We start from the raw sequence: 17,367 nt of genomic DNA, 5'->3' as shown, positions 1-17,367 counted from the left end.
GAGGATGAATTTGGTATGAACAATAAGAACGTTGTGGTCCTTGCGATTTTTTATGCATTTATTTATATGAGTACAGGTTCATTCTCCTCGTATATCGGAGTTTACTTCGCTGAAGCGGGAGTGAGCCATACGCAGATCGGAATACTTACCTCAATCGGTGCAGTCGTTGGGATATTCTCACAACCTTTATGGGGGATGGCGGCTGACCGTTCTAAGTCGAAAAACCGGATATTGATCATTTGCACACTGTTTTCCTGTATAACGGTATGGCTGGTGCCCGCTGCAGGCGATATGTTTGTACCGCTGTTGCTTGCGATGGCGCTGTTCAGTCTGTTCCAAGTAGCGATTAACCCAATGAGTGATGCAATAACGCTGGAGCTGTCATCTAAAGGAATTGTTCGTTTCCCTACGATAAGAACCTTTGGTTCTGTAGGCTATGCGTTCATCTCTATTCTAGCGGGCTGGCTGTTCGCCACTCACATCAATTCGATATTTTTGGTCACATCTCTTATTATGCTGGGCTGCTTTCTTTTATCACTAGCGATACCTCAAGTGGCTGGTCATCAAAGCGGAAAAAATAAGGTGAAGCTGGTAGAAATTTTTCGAAATAAGCAATTGACGGTTATATATATCTATACGCTTTCTTTATCTGTGGCTATGGGGTTTCTGTGGTCGTTTCAAGCGATTTACAGCAAGGAGCAAGGAATCAGCATGGAGATTATAGGCATTGGACTCGCTGTCGGGTCGGTAAGCCAATTTCCATTTATGCTGTTCTTTCAAAGGTTCTATAACCGTTTTGGAATACGTAATATTCTAATTTTCTCGGGCGTTATTCATACATTAAGATGGTGCTTATATGCATTTGCTTTGACACCGTTTACTTATTTATTTAGCTGGGTTCTGCATGGGGGAACCTTTATCTTGTTCTATATGTGTCTGGCTGAGTATGTAAACACCCATGTAGTCAAGGAATTAAAGGCAACCGGACAAATGCTGAATTCAGTCATCCAGTTAAGCGTTGGTAAAATTATCGGGGGGATGCTGGGAGGTGTGTTTGCTGCACAATACGGTTTTCAAAATTCCTTTATAGTACTGGCAGTGATGGGAGCCATTTCAACGCTAGGCTATTATTTGGCGGGACGGTTCTTCCACATAAATAGAGGGAATAAGGAGCAGCTTGTTGAGGGAGATAGGTCGATAAGCAGCTGATCATTCAAAGGCGAAATTAGCAGCAGACCGCATCGCATATTGGAACGCAGATTCTAGCTTTCATTCGCCGGTCGGAATGCTTTGTAATACAGTAGAATTTGTTATCAAAAACAGGCTTTCTCAAGCAGAGATTCTGCTTAAGGGAAAGTCTGTTTTGTTGATTTAGCACAACTCATGGGCTGCTTGACTCGGAATTTATAGGGTATCCCGAACCGAATAGGCAATGATCATCCTGTTAGCTCATGATTATTCCCTTGCACAAACCCTTGTGAATCAAGGGCTTTCGCCCAATCCAAGATTTAGTTCAGCAATGATCGTAGACTGAACTTTTATCCGCTTGCTATGCTTAATGCAACACGACATGCAAATTGAACAGGAGGAATACGAGTGAAATCTGCATCAATAACTCCGGAGCTGCGGACCCGGCCACGGACAAGAACGGGCAGCAACAAGATATGGAAGCGGTTTATACGCGATCATTGGCTGTACATCATGCTGCTTCCCGGAGCATTGTACTTTATCATTTTCCGGTATATTCCTATGTATGGTTTATTGATCGCATTTAAGGATTATCAGCCGTTTCTCGGATTTGTAGAAAGCAAGTGGGTTGGACTTCATCATTTTGAAAGGTTTTTCACGGACCCCGTATTCACCAAACTATTCGTGAACACCATCGTGCTGGCAGCGTACAACATTTTGTTCTTTTTTCCATTGCCGATTATTTTAGCTTTAATGCTGCATGAAGTGAGGTTGATGATTTATAAAAGCTTTGTTCAAACGCTCATTTATATTCCGCATTTTGTTTCCTGGGTCGTTGTGGTCGGGATTGTATATATATTTTTCGCTACGGACGAAGGGATCGTTAACGAGCTAATCAGAAAACTGGGCGGGCAAGAGGTTAATTTCCTTCTGAGCGAGCAATGGTTCCGAACGATGATCACGGCTGAGGTAATATGGAAGGAAAGTGGTTGGGGAACGATTATTTTTCTTGCTGCTTTGGCTGGAGTTGATCAGCAGCTGTACGAGGCGGCTCGGATTGACGGAGCCAATCGATGGCGGTTGATATGGAACATTACACTGCCTTCCATCCGCAGCACGATAGTCATATTATTGATTTTGAGACTTGGCAATTTTTTGGATACCGGATTTGAACAAATATTTTTGATGTTAAACGCGATGAACCGCGAGGTCGGGGAAGTGTTTGATACGTATGTATATTCGGTAGGCATACAGGACGGCCAATTCAGCTACAGCACGGCGGTGGGTCTATTTAAATCGATCGTTGGGCTTATCCTGGTAGTTGGAGCTAATTTCCTCGCCAAGAAGCTGGGAGAAGAAGGGGTCTATTAATTCAGGAAGGGAGGAGGAGTTTAGCAATGCTTTATAAATCTTTTGGTTCGAAAGTATTCGATTATGTTAATTATGCAGCACTACTTCTGGTTGCTTTATGCACGATTGTTCCGTTTCTCTACATTCTTTCGGTTTCCTTTGCCACCTCCCAGGAGGTGTTGACGAAGAAGTTCATTTTGTTCCCGGAGACTTTCACTTTGGACGCATACCTCTACATCTTCTCGACAGGTACGGTAGCGCGCAGTATGCTAGTAACCATTTTCATAACGGTTGTTGGAACCTTGATTAATCTGCTGTTGACTTGCTTAACGGCCTATCCTTTGGCGAGGAAGGAGCTGATGGGCAGAAGAACGATGCTGCTGATGGTCACGTTTACCCTGCTTTTCAGTGGAGGCATGATTCCTACCTTCCTGGTAGTCAAATCGATGGGGCTGCTTGACTCGGTATGGTCGTTAATACTCCCTACGGCTATAAGCGCTTTTATATTGATTATCATTAAAAATTTCTTTCAGCAGCTGCCGGACGGTCTGGAAGAAGCGGCCAAAATTGACGGATGCTCCGATATTCGAATCTTATTCAATATTGTGCTTCCCCTGTCTCTGCCTGCTATTGCGACATTTTCATTGTTTTATGCAGTTGGGCACTGGAATGCCTTTTTTAACGCAGTTCTGTATATTAATGATCATACGAAATGGCCGATTCAGGTATGGATGAGACAAATCGTTATTCTGGCTCAAGCGGGTGTGGGCGATTCCTCTGCAATGGCGGGTGAAGCAGTGCCGCAGTCCCAGACCATTAAGATGGCAATTATCGTGGTCTCGACGCTGCCGATTGTGCTGGTGTATCCGTTTCTGCAAAAGCATTTTGCTCAAGGGGCCTTAATGGGCTCTGTGAAAGGATAGACATTAATCCGCGGGCTTTAAGCTTGCTGGTGATGGTTATAGATGAAGGAAACATACTAAGGGGAGGGTTTACAATGAAACGAAAATTAGTTGCTAGAAAAATGATGGCTACGATCATGTCCTGTGTAATGGTAGCTGCTGTCGCGTCCGCTTGCAGCAGCCAAGGTACAGGCGCAAGCACGCAACCGGCGGGAACGGCAGGGACTGGAGCAGGTGAAGCTGCAAAAGCCAAGGCGCCGGTAGATATTTCGTTAATGATGGCCTTTTTCTCTAAGGAACCGCCGCGCAGTGACGCCGCTATTAAGAAAATTGAGGAATATACAAATTCCAAATTAAATATTACTTGGGTTCCAAACAATGGTTATCCTGAAAAGCTGAATGCAACCATTGCATCCGGGTCACTTCCGAAGGTGATGGTTATCCCCGATATGAAAGCTTCGGTCGTCGTGAATTCGGTGAAATCCGGGATGTTCTGGGAGTTAGGGCCTCTTCTGAAGGATTATCCGAACTTATCTAAGTTAAACGCAACTGCATTGAAGAATACCGCAATCGACGGGAAAATGTATTCGCTGCCGAGGGAGAGGGTCTTGGCGCGCAACGGAATTATCATCCGTAAAGACTGGCTGGATAATCTGGGCTTGAAGGAGCCGAAAACCGTTGATGAACTATATAATGTAATTAAAGCGTTCGCACAAAATGATCCGGATAAGAATGGAAAAAATGATACAGCAGGCATCACGGAAGATAAGAGCCTGAATATTTTCAGCCATATGCTGGCCGTTATGGGTGGAGGAAATACATGGGACGATAAAAGCGGGTCACTAAGCCCAGTTTTTGCATCAACGGAATATTTGGAAACGATGAAGTTTATGAAACGGTTGGTCGATGAGAAGCTTATGAATCAGGACTTTGCTATCAATCCAAACCGGGATGACGACTTTAACAAAGGTAAAATAGGTATCGCCTTCAACCCGTTGGATTCTTCTCTAAGCGGTTCATATGCCGAGCTAAGGAAGCTGAACCCGCAGGCTAAGCTGACTGTTATCAGCCGTATTGACGGACCGAAAGGGCCCAAGGTGATGGGGGGCTCTGGATTTAACGGCGGCTTCATGATTCCAAAAACATCGGTGAAGACAGAGGCCGAACTGAAAGATGTGCTGACCTTCATGGATAAAATCATGGACCCGAAAATGCGCGAATTGTTCACATGGGGAATCGAGGGCAAGCATTTCAAGAAAGAGAACGGCGCCTTTGTGTTCACGGATAAAAACGCTTATGTGGAAGAGGTAGATCCGCTGACGCAGCTCGTATTTATTGGGTATAACTTGCTTTACACGGAACAGAGTCAATCGGAATTAGGCAAAACAATCGAACAGATGTGGAAAGAAAACGAATCTATAGCGGTGATGAATCCGGCGATTCCTGTCATTTCGAAGACACAGGTTGAGAAAGGTAAAGAGCTGGATAAGGTAATCTCCGATGCTCAGGTAAAATTCATTCTGGGCAATATCGATGAGAACGGTTGGAAGCAGGCTATCGAGCAGTGGAAAAAGAACGGCGGAGACAAGGTTATAGAGGAAACGTCAGCCGAATATGCAAAGCTAAAAAAATAATGAAATCATAGACAAGACTGAAGGCTTCAAAGTGAGAGTTAAAAAAGTCAACATTTCAGCACCGAAAAGGTTGCAAGAACCTGAAGAAGGAGGAGCGGAGTTTAGGCAAAACCTAAATGAGCACCGGACTTCGAAGGTGAATGCAAGATTCGATGCCGAATAAGCTTCCTGAGATACTTCGTGATCAAAAGGGGACTTTTTGAACAACCTCTATAAGAAGCAGTGAAGGTCTTGTCTCCCTATTTATAATATGACATGCCGGAGGGTTATAGAGATGAACGAAATAGATACTGGGCAAGACTCGCATTATATATGGAAAGACGGACAGCTATACAGCGGAGTAGAGCGAATTGGACATATTGTTTCTGAAGCAAGCAGCGGTATCAAGTATCGAGATGAAATTAAAGAAACGGAGGAGGGCGTGTTTCAATGGACACGCAGCTTTACAGTCGAGGAGCGCCAGACGGTTGCTTTTACGATGGGCTTTCAAACCTCTTATCCGACCACGTACGGCATGATTCCTGCGGTAACCTACAACGGAAATACATGGGGATCGGGCTTGGAGCCGAAAGGCTTCGAGAAGGACGGGCAGCCTTGGACCTTTGCTTATCACCGCGCAGCCGTTGCGGGTGCAACCTACTCCGAAGGATCTGGATGGTCAGTTGGGCTCTTCGGGCAGTATGAGGACTGTGGTTTTTCCTGTTCTCTTACGCCTCAGGATGAATATACTGTTCACCGTCTTATATGGCCGCTTGCGGAAACGCCAGTCACGTATGTAGGAAGAGACAGGGACGGAGCCCCCTACCGAGAGGAATGGCTATGTGAACCAGATCAGGAGTACCGGATCACGGCCTATCTCGTTATCCGCCCGCTTGCGGAAGCAGGGGCTTCCTGGAGCAAAATGCTGGAAGCTGCGTGGGGCTTGAATTACCATGCTGAAAAGCCTTCTTATCAGGCGGATCAGCTATGGCAATTGGGAATTCGCTACGCGAAGGAAAGCTTGTGGGCCGAGGAGGGGATATTCAAAGGTTTTTCAATCGGGTTGAAATGGAATGGCGAAGCGTGGGAGCAAAGAAAAACATGGAGATACAAAATCGGCTGGACCGGTCAAAATATTTCGTTGGCCAACTCCCTGCTGGTTGATTATTTAAAGACCGGCGACCTAAGCTCGCTGGAAAAGGGGATTGTTGCCTTGGATACCTGGGCAAATCATGCCAGGCTGGACAACGGCTTGATCCGCTGTCATTTCGATCATTTGCTCGAAAACAAGCCGAGTTCTCCTGAAATCCAGGATGCGGTTCATTTGGGGGCTGCAGCCATGAACTATTTTGAAGCCTATGAGCTTGCCAATAAGTGCGGAGTAGCAAGACCGTCTTATAAAGAAACAGCATTGGGTATTTGCAGCTTTGCTGTGGAGCATCAGAATGAGGAAGGGAAGATCGGCAAAGCGTGGAATAACGAAGGAATCCCTGTCGACCCTGAAGGAACGATAGGAAGCTCTCTTGTGCCTCCATTGATAAAAGCCTATAATATGACCAACGAAACGAAGTATTTGGAAGCAGCAGAGCAAGGCTATCGGTACTATATTAGAGAATTGCTCGACAACGGATTTACAACGGCAGGTGCTCTGGATACGTATTGTATTGATAAAGAGTCCGCCATTCCTCTGTTGAAGGCAGGATTAGGATTGTATGAAGCGACAACAAACGTTCAGTATTTACAGTGGGCAGAAGCAGCTTCCTGGTATTTAGCGACATGGCAGTGGCATCATACCGTAGCCTATCCAGAGGGAAGCGCTCTCCATGCTCTTGGTTACGATACGCTCGGCGGTACCTCGGTTTCAACTCAGCATCACCATATCGATCCTTATGCGCTCGATTTCGTGACGGAATGGTTGAAATTAGGGGAGCTTACAGGTAATGCTGCATGGATTCAACGGGCTAGAGCGGCTTGGGTGAATGGCTCCATAGGTATTTCCGACGGTACTTTGAAGGTTATGAATAAGCTTAGACCGGTGGGAAGCCAGGACGAGGGGTACTATCATACACGTTGGGGATTTCTAACGGAACGGCATGAACAGCCCTTTGATGTAACCGAGTGGCTTGTAGCATGGCCGACTGCTTTCCGGTTGGAGGTGCTGCGCCATTTGGAGGACTGGTCGGTTTTTGAGTAAATCCGTATAGACGGTGGGGGAACGAAATGAAAATCAGGCTGCCGCGTCGTTTTTTATATAAAATGATCTTGTTCTGCCTTCTGGTAGGCACCTTACCGCTTATTTTTCTCGGCGTCTTCTCTTATTACAAAGCATCCCAAACGATAGAGAAGAAAGTGCTGCAAGGAAATATGCAAATCTTGACGCAAATTCATTCCAGAGTGGAGCAGGTTCTAAAAAATGTAGACAACTCGGTGACCCAATTTGTTAACTCGTCCTTTGTTAATCAAGCCATGAACAAGCCTTTGTCAGTCGATGACTTTCAGACGGTGGATCAGCTTTTGACGGACTTATATTACTTTCAAACCTTCGAGCTTGGGGTGCAAAATGTATCCTTAATTAATTTTAACCGGGAGTGGATTTTGTCAAGCGGCGGGGTGTCTCGTTTCGATAACGGAAAAGCATCTCCTAAGCTGTCGGAATACAGGTCATCCCCGCTGCTCTCAGCTTGGGAAACAGAGAATTATTATGATTCTTATATCTCCTCTGACGATCCGAAAGGGAAGAAGTATTACAGTGTCAATCTGGTTAAGAAGGTTCCAATTAATTCACCCAATCCGGTTGGATTGGCCATTGCCAGAATTCCGACCTACGAGCTCAATAAAAATTTGATTCAAAATGCGGAGCTAGGGGAGTTTTTGATCCTTGACCGGAATTATCAAATTATTGCCCATTCGGATTCGAGTATGATCGGGGAGGATGTATCTCATGCTCCATATATGGGGAAGCTGATCGCCTTGAACAGCTCGGAAGGGTATTTTGAGGACAGACAGACGGGTATCTCATTCCGCAAATCGGATTATAACGGCTGGGTGTATATTTCATTGGTTTCTATAACGGCCATGAATAAGGAATCTCGGGAAATAGGCTGGTTGACCTTGATTATTACTTTGAGCAGCATTCTTGTCATCTGCATCATTTCCTATAAAGGCTCGCAAAGGATGTACAGTCCGATCCGTAAGCTGCATACGATGGTTGCCGACGGTGGAGGGGCCAGTGATCGAGAGACTACTGATGAAATTGAATCGATTGGTCATTCTATCCTCCATATGATGCAGACCCAAACGAAAATCAATAACCAGCTCCAAGAGCAAATACCGCAGCTGACTTATTTTTTCGTCCTCAGGCTGTTCCAAGGAGAGCTGACTGCCCGAGAAATCAAGGATAAGTTACCTAGCTTGAACGGAGCCGGTCACTGGAAGATATTGCAGGTTATTGCGGTTCAGATAGATACGTTGGAAACGACGAGATATGAAGAGAAGGACAAAGACATTCTCATGTATGCTGTGAATAATATTGTGTCTGAGCTTATTCCCGTACATAATCGTTTAAATCCGATCGTAATAGGGGATTCGCTGGTCACTTTGTATGGAACTCTGAAGGAAGATATGGACCTGATAAAGGCGGAAGTGAATGATCTGACCCGCAAAATCCAAAAGTCGGTCGGCTATTATTTGGAATTGCCAATAAGCATAGGAATCAGCAAGCCTTACCATGATTTCAAGGCGACCCAAAGGGCTTATCACGAAGCTCTGGAGGCATTAAAATACAGGGTGGAAAAAGGACAGCCGCTTATTGTATCGCATGATGAGATGGATTCCGTGGAATCGAACAAATTATCGTATCCGGTTCAAATCGAACAAGAGCTTCTTGATGCAGTCAAAGTATTGGATAAAGAACGGATCAGACCGCTCCTTCATCAATTTATGGAAGCTTTAACCGCAGAACGGATGAACATCAAGCAGTATGAATTATCATTGGTCAGGCTGCTGGTTAGTATAGTTCGGTTCGTGCAGGATTCGGGACAAAGTGAAGTCATATGGACTGAGGATGAAAAATCATTATTAAATCAGCTGCTGGAGCTGAAAAATCTTCATGAGATCGAGAAGTGGTTCTTCGACGTCATTATTGAGCCTATTATCGATCATATATCGGATAGCAAGGAAGACCATTATACGAAGATCATCGAGCAGGTTGTCCGTATCATTGAGGAAAATTATAATAAGGATGTCACCTTGGAGATGTGTGCAGCCTCCATTAATTACCATCCTTATTACATAAGCAAAGTATTCCGTTCCCAAACGGGAGTCACCTTCAGTGATTATGTACATAAGTTTCGGATGGATATGGCTAAGAAGTGGTTGGTTGATACGGATATGAGGATCAATGAAATTGCTAAGCAGCTAGGGTTCTATAATGCGCAAAATTTTATCCGATCGTTCAGGAAGCTCGAAGGATTAACTCCAGGCAGGTACAGGGAGCTGTATTCGAAGTTGTGAGCTTTAGAATGGAATGAATGCAAAAAGAAAGCTTTAATTAACAGCCTCTATTAAAGTAGATTTTTTACTTTGATAGGGGTTTTGTGTAGTTAAATAGTCCATTTTGCTCCTAACCGCCGTAATGAGTCAGGAAGAAATGGTATATGCGCGATTAAAGGAAATAAATTGTAAAACATCGAATCTATAATAAGTAACAAATAGGGCGAAACGGGATGGTGAGGAACCTTGTTAAAAGGTAGATTTTTTCGCAACAGCTTGATCTTAATCCTGATCATCTCCAGCATTCCAGGCATCATTGTAGGAGCTATTGTTTATTGGATGGGAGGAGAGCGGCTCGAGAATGAAATGCTGCAGCTTCATAAAAATCAAATTTTGCAAAGGGCCGCCAATATCGACGATCAGTTTTCCTATATGGAGCAGTCTCTTGCCCACTGGGCGTTCGACCCTAAGTTCAACAGCAGCTTGATTACGACGAACTTTTTCAAGGATTTCGAGGTGGCCCGAGACGTTACCAAAACGCTGGGCGTTATGCAAGGATCAACTCCTCTAGCGAGACAGGTGGAGCTATTCGTTAATGGCCCGAGGCCGATCCGGTTTTATCCCGAATATGATGTTATTCAAAGCTCTGCGCTCTTGAGCAGCTATAGTCAAATGCTATCGCGGGGGCAGCTCGCTTTTTGGTTAAGCCTAGACGCGGATCCGGATAAAGTGGGGGTAAAGGACTTAACCCTGGTGCATAAATTACCGGGAGTCGACTTTGAACCATTCGGGGCTCTGCTCGTCCGTATTAACGCTGATAAAGTATCAGGCTTGTTGAAAACGCTAACACCCTATAATGTGGGTGAAACGTTCATTATGGAAACGAGTGGGAATGTTCTTGTGACGAGTGCAGGTGTGTCCAGAGAGGCTTTATTCGACGAGGCTTTAAGAAGTGAGGTGCTTCTTAGAGATTCAAGGTCAGGCTCCTTCTTGTATGATTGGAAGAAGACGACTTATACCGTATCTTATGGAGCCTTTTCCCGAATTGGTACGGATTGGATTTACGTATCGGCTTCACCGATCAGTGCTATTACGAAACCGGTTGTCATGATTTCCAAGCTTATTTTACTCGTCAGCTGTTCGGCTCTGCTATTGGCGTTTTTCTTATCGTGGCTGGCATCCCGCCGCATTTATTCACCGATTGATCGACTTGTCAGATTGCTAGCGGCAAACAAACTGTTTGCAGGAAACATGGCTGAGCATAACGATGAGTTCAAAATGATCGAGAAAGAGTGGCTTCACTTAAGCCGGGAAAGCATATCGCTGCAAAACAAGCTTGAACAGCAGCTCCCGCATGTTAAAGAAGGCTTCCTGCTGCAGCTTGTGCAAGGCTTCCTTTACTCCTACTCGGAGGAGGACTTAAAGGAGCGCATGAGAAATTTGGGCTGGGCAGTCGATGATCGGCTGTTTCTGGTCATGCATATACAGCTTACCGGATTCGAAAATTTGGCGGGCCGTTTCTCGAACGGGGACGAGGGCTTAATTACCTTCGCGGCTGCAAATATGATCGAGGAGCTGGCTGCCAATCGATTAGAGCAGGCGAATGTCATTAATTTTCATGATTTGTCAGTCGGCTTGCTCATTATTGTACCTGCAGATCGGTCCTATACAACGGAGCTCCATGCTCTAAGCGATGAATTGATGCAGGCGATCAACCACATATTAAAGCTGCAGGTTTCCATTACCATAGGTAAGGCAGCTTCCTCGGTCATTCAAATTCCTCTTTGCTATGAGGAGGCTAAGCAGGCATTAAGCTACCGTAATTTTGAAAATGAGAACCAAATCATAGATTTAGAAATGCTGGAGGTTGTCGAGGTAATCGATGAGCTGAAGTATCCATTTGTACTTGAGAGGGAAATCATTCAATTGATCCGTACAGGCCAGCAGCAGGAAGCGGGACATAGGATTGTTGATTTTCTCGAAGCATTGCTGGAAAGAGGCGCCAAAGAAATGGATATTCAGCAAAGTATGCTGCAGCTGCTGGGGAGTATCCTGCACGCTATACGTCATTCAGGCCTGGATCCTAATCGGGTGTATAAATCCGTAAATTTGTATGAGCAGCTAACTCAAATCCGGGAACCGCAGAAGATGATTAAATGGTTCAACGGCAAAGTGATTCAACCTTTCGTGATGGAACTGGAGGCGAGATCCGATGTACAGATTAAGAAGGTCATAGAGTCAGCTATGATTTACTTGCAGAATCAGTACATGAACGACATTTCGCTGGATAGCTGCGCTGACCATACGGGCATGAATGCTGTAACGTTAAGTAAAACCTTTAAACAGGTAACCGGTAAAAATTTTATCGATTATTTGACGGAGCTGAGGATGGGTAAGGCTAAAGAGCTGCTGATAGATACGGAGCTGAAAATTAATGATGTTGCAGTCCAGGTAGGCTATCAGCACAGCTATTTTAACCGTATTTTCAAAAAGCAGGAAGGCATTACACCGAGCCAATATCGTGAAATGAGCCGCACGATGTAAAGCTTACACCGTGCTTGAGGCTATCTCTCCAATTGTGTCTAGTGTTATGCCTTCATGAATGAATGAGTCTATTTAATTTAATACAACGTTGCCTTGGAGCAGCAGCTTCTGCAGCTGTTTCACATCGACATTTGCAGCTGTCGTGCCGGACGCGCTGGCTATAGCTGCGGCTGTGCCAGCCGCTTGTCCTGTAGCCATGCAGCTTGGCGTCAATCTTGTTGTTGCCAATGCTTCGTGTGTAGTGGATACGCAGCGGCCGGCTGCCAGCAGATTGTGCACCTGCTGAGGAACAAGGCAGCGATATGGGATGTCGTAGGCTCCATCCCCACGGACTTCTGCTGCGGTCACGCCCTTGCCGGATGGATCGTGGAGATCGATGGGATATCCGCTTCGCGCAATGACATCATCGAAGCGTCTTCCTGTGACCACGTCGTCGATGCTAAGGCGGTATAGCCCGTCAATCCGTCGAGTTTCACGAACACCGATTTGTGTGCCAACGGATGAGATGGAGGCTTGAGCAAATCCGGGAATGGAGGATTTCAGAAACTCGGCCATAAGCAGAACCTGGCGAAGCCCTTCCTCTTCGGCCTGAGTCAAGTCCTCGACATTTGTACCGTCTAATCCTTGGACCCGGGTACAGTTGACCAGAACCTCGTCATGAGCCGGTCCGGTGAACAGCAAAACCTGATCCCGGTTTATCGGCACTTGACCCGCATTCCATTGGGAATAAAAGCCCTGAATGCCGGTAAGCGGCAATTCATGAAGCTGGTCAAATGGTGTCTTGTGATAAAAATTGGTTGGATTATCTATCATATTCTGACGAATGGCTTCGATATCGACCCCGCGCATACGAAACTTCATGGTCATCGGCTGGGTTAGCTTATCGCCCTCGCGCCCCATCAGAGTAGGGACTCCAGACAAATAGGCGACGTCTGCATCACCTGAAGTATCGACAAACATGTTGCCGGAAACTTGGATATGTCCTGATTTCCCTGTGAGTTGAACAGAACGGATAGTTTGATTCTCCATTTCAACGCCATCCACAAAGCTGTGCATAAGCAGCTTGACGCCAGCTTCCTTCAGCATATCGATGGCGAGCAGCTTATAAATTTCCGGATGATAGGGCGTAACGGTATGGACAAAGCCAATGGTATCACGCAAATGCCCAGGCGACCCTCCGCGCTGCATTAACTGCTCGACAATTTCCTGAGCAATCCCTTTAATTACTTGTTGTCCTTGTTCCGTATGAAAGGTCATCCATGGGTAGACGGAGGCTGCGGTAGACATTCCACCCAGAAAACCGTACCGTTCGACCAGGATTGTGCTTGCTCCTTGTCTTCCAGCGGCGATAGCTGCATTGATCCCGGCCGGGCCTCCTCCGACAACCACAACATCCGCCTGTAGCTTGCGAGTCATTATCATCTCTCCTATTCCTTTAATCCCGTCATAGCTGCGCCTTCAATAAATTGCTTTTGTGCGAAGAAAAAGACAATAAGCAGTGGCAGTGTCGCCATGGCTGATGCGCTCATTAAATGATGCCAGGAGGTACCTGCTTCATCGGTGAAAAGCGATAGCGCGAGCGGTAACGTCATTAGTTTACGGTCATTGATAAAAATAAGCGGCTCAAAAAAATCATTCCAGCTTGTTAAAAATGTGAATATGGTTAAAGTGGCTATCGCAGGCTTGGCCAAAGGCAGCATAATATTCCAGTAAATGCGAAATCTTGAACAGCCATCGATCATAGCCGCTTCTTCCAAGTCCTTAGGTATTCCGAGAAAAAATTGCCGCATGACGAAGACGCCAAAGACGCCGCCGGCCCCGAATATCGGCAGTATAATAAGGGGGACGTGCGTATTAAGGAAACCGATATCGCGCATGAACAGGAACATTGGGATTGCTGTCACTTCAGTAGGAACCATCATGGTGCTTAAGAGAGCCAAGAACACAATGTTTCTCCCTATGAAGGGGATTCGACCGATCGCATAACCGGCAAGAGAAGCAAAGAAAACTGTTCCAATTACAACGACAATGGCTATATATAAGCTGTTAAAATAAAACAAATGAAACGGAATGATACGCAGTACTTCCAAGTAATTTTCCCAACGGATGGGCGATGGGATGAACTCCGGCGGGAAGACGAAAATTTTGGCCGGTTCCTTTAAGGAGGTTGAGATCATCCAAATAAAAGGGACCAGCAGCAGGACGGAGAACAGGGTCAAAACAGCATAATGCAGAGTAACGCCTACCCGGTTAAAGGCTGTTGCTGCTAAGGTTCTAGTTTTCATGAAAAATCCACCTTTTCCTAAGCGTCCACTGAATCAATGTGAATGCCATGATCAGAAAGAAAAGAATATAAGCTAAAGCTGAAGCATAACCGAATTCAAATAGCTTGAATGCTTTCTCCCAAATATAGAACACCATTACCTTGGTGCTGCTTCCCGGACCGCCTTGGGTCATGACGTAAATTTGTCCGAACACCTTCATAGAGCCTATGACCGTCATTATTATCGTGAGAAATAGGGTCGGTGTAATTAATGGAATCGTAACGCGGATAAATTGTGTGAATCGCCCTGCGCCGTCGATTTTGGCTGCTTCATATAAATGAGCAGGTACCTGCTGCAAGGCCGCAATGAACAGCACCATGTTTAAGCCGACGTTCTTCAGCACGCTGGTAAGGATGACCGCAGGCATAGCCAATTTAGGATTATACAGCCATGCAGGTCCCTGGATGCCGATTAGCTGCAGTATCTGGTTAATGAAGCCGGAGTCTGTGGCGAACATGTATTTCCAGACGATAGACCAGACGATTAGCGATGTCATTACGGGAACGAATAGCGCTGTGCGGAACAAGCTGATGCCCGGCATGCTTTTGGCTAGCAGCACAGCTAACAGGAGAGCTATCCCAATATTTAACGGCACCAGTCCAGCTGCAAAATAAAAGGTATTGCCGAGCACGCGCCAAAAGTCGCGATCGGATACAATGTTTACATAATTTTCAAAGCCAATGAATTTGGCTTCTCCAAGCAAGGGCCAATCCGTTAAGCTCATATAGAATGCTCTGAGCAGAGGGATCATTAATACGGCAGCAAACCCTATAACCATAGGTGAGACAAAAATCCATCCTGTAATATTTGCTTCACGAGTTAACGGATTTATTGTTTTTTTTCTTTTTGCAGAAGGTAGGCTTCCCATATTCTTTACACCCCTAACTGTCAATCGCATTGCGAAAGTCATGTACGGCTCGTTTTATTTCATCTGCGCTTTTTCCAACAACGACAGCTCCCAGCAACAAGGCTTGAACACCGCTATCTTTAAACGCTGGAACATCTCCCGCTACAAGCTTACGCTGAGACGGAACGATTACAGGCAGATGTGTGGATTGTACCAACCAACGATAGCGAAGCAGGTCAGCGAAGGTTAGCGGAGTCCCATACTCTGACGAGGGAATGACGGAAGCTTCCAATGCTTCGATAGGGAAGGCTTTAGCAGCCTCGAGCAGTCGGGTATCAAATTGATTGTCAATAGCGAAGGTAGCGGCGAGTTTGGGTGCACGCAATAAAAAGGTAGGCATATGCCAGGCGTAAATCGAGAAGAAGTCTACGTCTAATTCACTTAGCTGTTCGATTTCCTGAGGATCAATGGACTCAAGCGAGCCTCCTGGAACAATACCTAACGGTCCATTGAATAGCGAACGAATGTCTCGGAAGGTCTCGGCATATTCGGATAAAGGCCCAAAGCTGTTTCCGCTGGCGCGATGATCTACATTAATATGTACCTTCAGCCCATCCGCTCCTTCTTGAAGGGCCGCTTTCGCCAATTCCAGATTGTTGGAAGGCAGACTGACGAATAGCTGAAGCTTGGGCTCATGCAAGGCTTGGCGTAATCGATTCATGGTAACTCCCTTCTTTATGAAGCAACGGCTCGTTATGAAACGAACCGTTGCTTGATATGCATGTTATTTTTTTAGTAAAGGCTGCACCTTTTCTTCCATCGTTTTAATAATTTGTTCAGGTTGTGCGGTTTGACCGAATAGTTGATCAAATCCAGCTAAAATCTCGTTGTCGATCTTTTGCCACTGAACATGTCCTGGCTGTACGATAGCCTTAGCCATCTCGTCGATGACAGCTTGTTTAATGATAGAGGGATCTGGACTGTCGGGCTGTTTAAGAAATTGATCCGAACTCAACACGGACTTACGTGGAGGCACGAAGAAGGTGGACGAGCTTTGAATACCTTCTTGACTGGCAAAAAACTTCAGAAGCTCCTTCACTTCTTTCTGATTTTTGCTTTCTTTAAACACGACATAGCCGGCTTGCCCCATCATAGGAACGGAGCCTTTCGATCCGGATGGCATCGGAGCGATGCTCCATTTGAAATCCTTGATGGTACGAGCTTTGGACACATAGCTGTATACATCGAAGAACATGCCGATTTTTCCGGATTCGAAATTGATTTGTTCTCCTGCTTTGGGATGAGATTGATCGACGAACATCATATTTTGAACCATTTTCAAAGTATCAACGCCGTATTTATCATTCCAAGTAAATTTGGTCATATCCTTATCGAACGGCCCACTGCCGTTAGACCAAGCATAGGAGGAAAGTAAAATCCACGTTTTCCAATCACGGAAGAAATTAGCGCCGTATATTTTGTTTGCTCCATTACCGCTTGTGATGGCTTTGGCAGATTTGACAAACTCTTCCCAAGTCCATTTACCTTGTTTAGCCAGCTCATTAGGAGAAGTAAGCCCTGCTTTATCAAATAAATCCTGGTTATAGAACATGACGCTTGGAGGTGTTGAGAAGGGTAGTCCATATAATTTGTTTTCCTTTGTAAACAAGCTCAACGTGGAGGGAATGAAATCGTCCAAATTGAATGAAGCGTCGGATTTTACATCGGAAACGTCGGCTAAGATGTCATTAGCCATAAACTGTGGAACCATACGCTCAGATACCCAAGCAAGGTCTGGAAGCTCTCGTCCTGCTGCGAGCACGGATACCTTCTGTTGATAGTCGGCGAATGGGATTGATTCCATAGTTACCGTGACATTCGGACGTTTCTGTTTGTAGGTCTCAAGCAGCTTGGTGTACATATCGAGATGTGCTTGATTTCCCCAAGTCAAAAACTTCAATGTTACCGGTTTATCGCCTGTGCTTGTTGGAGTAGTGCTTTGCTTGGCTGCTTCCTGCGTGGAGCATCCTGCTGACAAAGCTATGATAGGTACGACTAAAAGACTGCTTACCCATTTCTTCATGCGATTCCCCCCTGATTCATAAGTT

General features: G+C 45.6%; 12 protein-coding genes. 7 read left to right on the top strand and 5 right to left on the bottom strand.

The window, feature by feature from the left end:
* The first annotated feature begins 15 nt into the window (after nt 1–15).
* The 7 genes from GC093_RS06010 to GC093_RS05980 all read left to right on the top strand — a co-directional run bounded on the left by GC093_RS06010 (nt 16) and on the right by GC093_RS05980 (nt 12,088).
* Nucleotides 16–1,209 (top strand): MFS transporter, encoded by a 1,194-nt coding sequence (locus GC093_RS06010; protein WP_171650963.1) that lies wholly within the window; start codon nt 16–18, stop codon nt 1,207–1,209.
* A gap of 492 nt (nt 1,210–1,701) precedes the next feature.
* Nucleotides 1,702–2,559: an ABC transporter permease gene (locus GC093_RS06005; protein WP_171651043.1), complete on the top strand. Its 858-nt coding sequence runs from the start codon at nt 1,702–1,704 to the stop codon at nt 2,557–2,559.
* Between the two features lie 26 nt (nt 2,560–2,585).
* Entirely contained in the window at nt 2,586–3,461 is an 876-nt protein-coding gene (locus GC093_RS06000) for a carbohydrate ABC transporter permease (RefSeq protein WP_171650962.1), read from the top strand.
* 74 nt (nt 3,462–3,535) lie between these two features.
* Nucleotides 3,536–5,074, top strand: coding sequence for an extracellular solute-binding protein (locus GC093_RS05995; protein WP_171650961.1), 1,539 nt, complete (start codon nt 3,536–3,538; stop codon nt 5,072–5,074).
* A 274-nt stretch (nt 5,075–5,348) separates the two neighbouring features.
* Nucleotides 5,349–7,247 (top strand): hypothetical protein, encoded by a 1,899-nt coding sequence (locus tag GC093_RS05990; protein WP_171650960.1) that lies wholly within the window; start codon nt 5,349–5,351, stop codon nt 7,245–7,247.
* A 26-nt stretch (nt 7,248–7,273) separates the two neighbouring features.
* Nucleotides 7,274–9,565, top strand: a complete 2,292-nt coding sequence (locus GC093_RS05985) for a helix-turn-helix domain-containing protein (RefSeq protein WP_171650959.1) — start codon at nt 7,274–7,276, stop codon at nt 9,563–9,565.
* 225 nt (nt 9,566–9,790) lie between these two features.
* Nucleotides 9,791–12,088 (top strand): helix-turn-helix domain-containing protein, encoded by a 2,298-nt coding sequence (locus GC093_RS05980; RefSeq protein ID WP_246313644.1) that lies wholly within the window; start codon nt 9,791–9,793, stop codon nt 12,086–12,088.
* 72 nt (nt 12,089–12,160) lie between these two features.
* Here the strand turns inward: GC093_RS05980 and GC093_RS05975 are convergent, their stop codons facing one another.
* From GC093_RS05975 to GC093_RS05955, 5 genes are all read right to left on the bottom strand, one after another.
* The gene (locus GC093_RS05975) at nt 12,161–13,504 is read right to left on the bottom strand and encodes an FAD-dependent oxidoreductase (RefSeq protein WP_171650958.1); all 1,344 of its coding nucleotides are present in this window, start codon (nt 13,502–13,504) and stop codon (nt 12,161–12,163) included.
* An 11-nt stretch (nt 13,505–13,515) separates the two neighbouring features.
* Nucleotides 13,516–14,373, bottom strand: coding sequence for a carbohydrate ABC transporter permease (locus GC093_RS05970; protein ID WP_171650957.1), 858 nt, complete (start codon nt 14,371–14,373; stop codon nt 13,516–13,518).
* Nucleotides 14,363–15,280 carry a carbohydrate ABC transporter permease gene (locus GC093_RS05965; protein WP_171650956.1) on the bottom strand — a complete coding sequence of 306 codons (918 nt, stop codon included), beginning with the start codon at nt 15,278–15,280 and terminating at the stop codon, nt 14,363–14,365. The genes GC093_RS05970 and GC093_RS05965 overlap by 11 nt, the downstream gene beginning before the upstream one ends.
* A gap of 13 nt (nt 15,281–15,293) precedes the next feature.
* Nucleotides 15,294–15,980 (bottom strand): hypothetical protein, encoded by a 687-nt coding sequence (locus GC093_RS05960; protein ID WP_171650955.1) that lies wholly within the window; start codon nt 15,978–15,980, stop codon nt 15,294–15,296.
* 63 nt (nt 15,981–16,043) lie between these two features.
* Nucleotides 16,044–17,342 (bottom strand): ABC transporter substrate-binding protein, encoded by a 1,299-nt coding sequence (locus GC093_RS05955; RefSeq protein ID WP_171650954.1) that lies wholly within the window; start codon nt 17,340–17,342, stop codon nt 16,044–16,046.
* Between the last annotated feature and the right edge of the window lie 25 nt (nt 17,343–17,367).

The sequence above is a fragment of the Paenibacillus foliorum genome, assembly GCF_013141765.1.
GTDB lineage: Bacteria > Bacillota > Bacilli > Paenibacillales > NBRC-103111 > Paenibacillus_S > Paenibacillus_S foliorum.
This window is presented reverse-complemented; position numbering and strand designations above follow the sequence as displayed.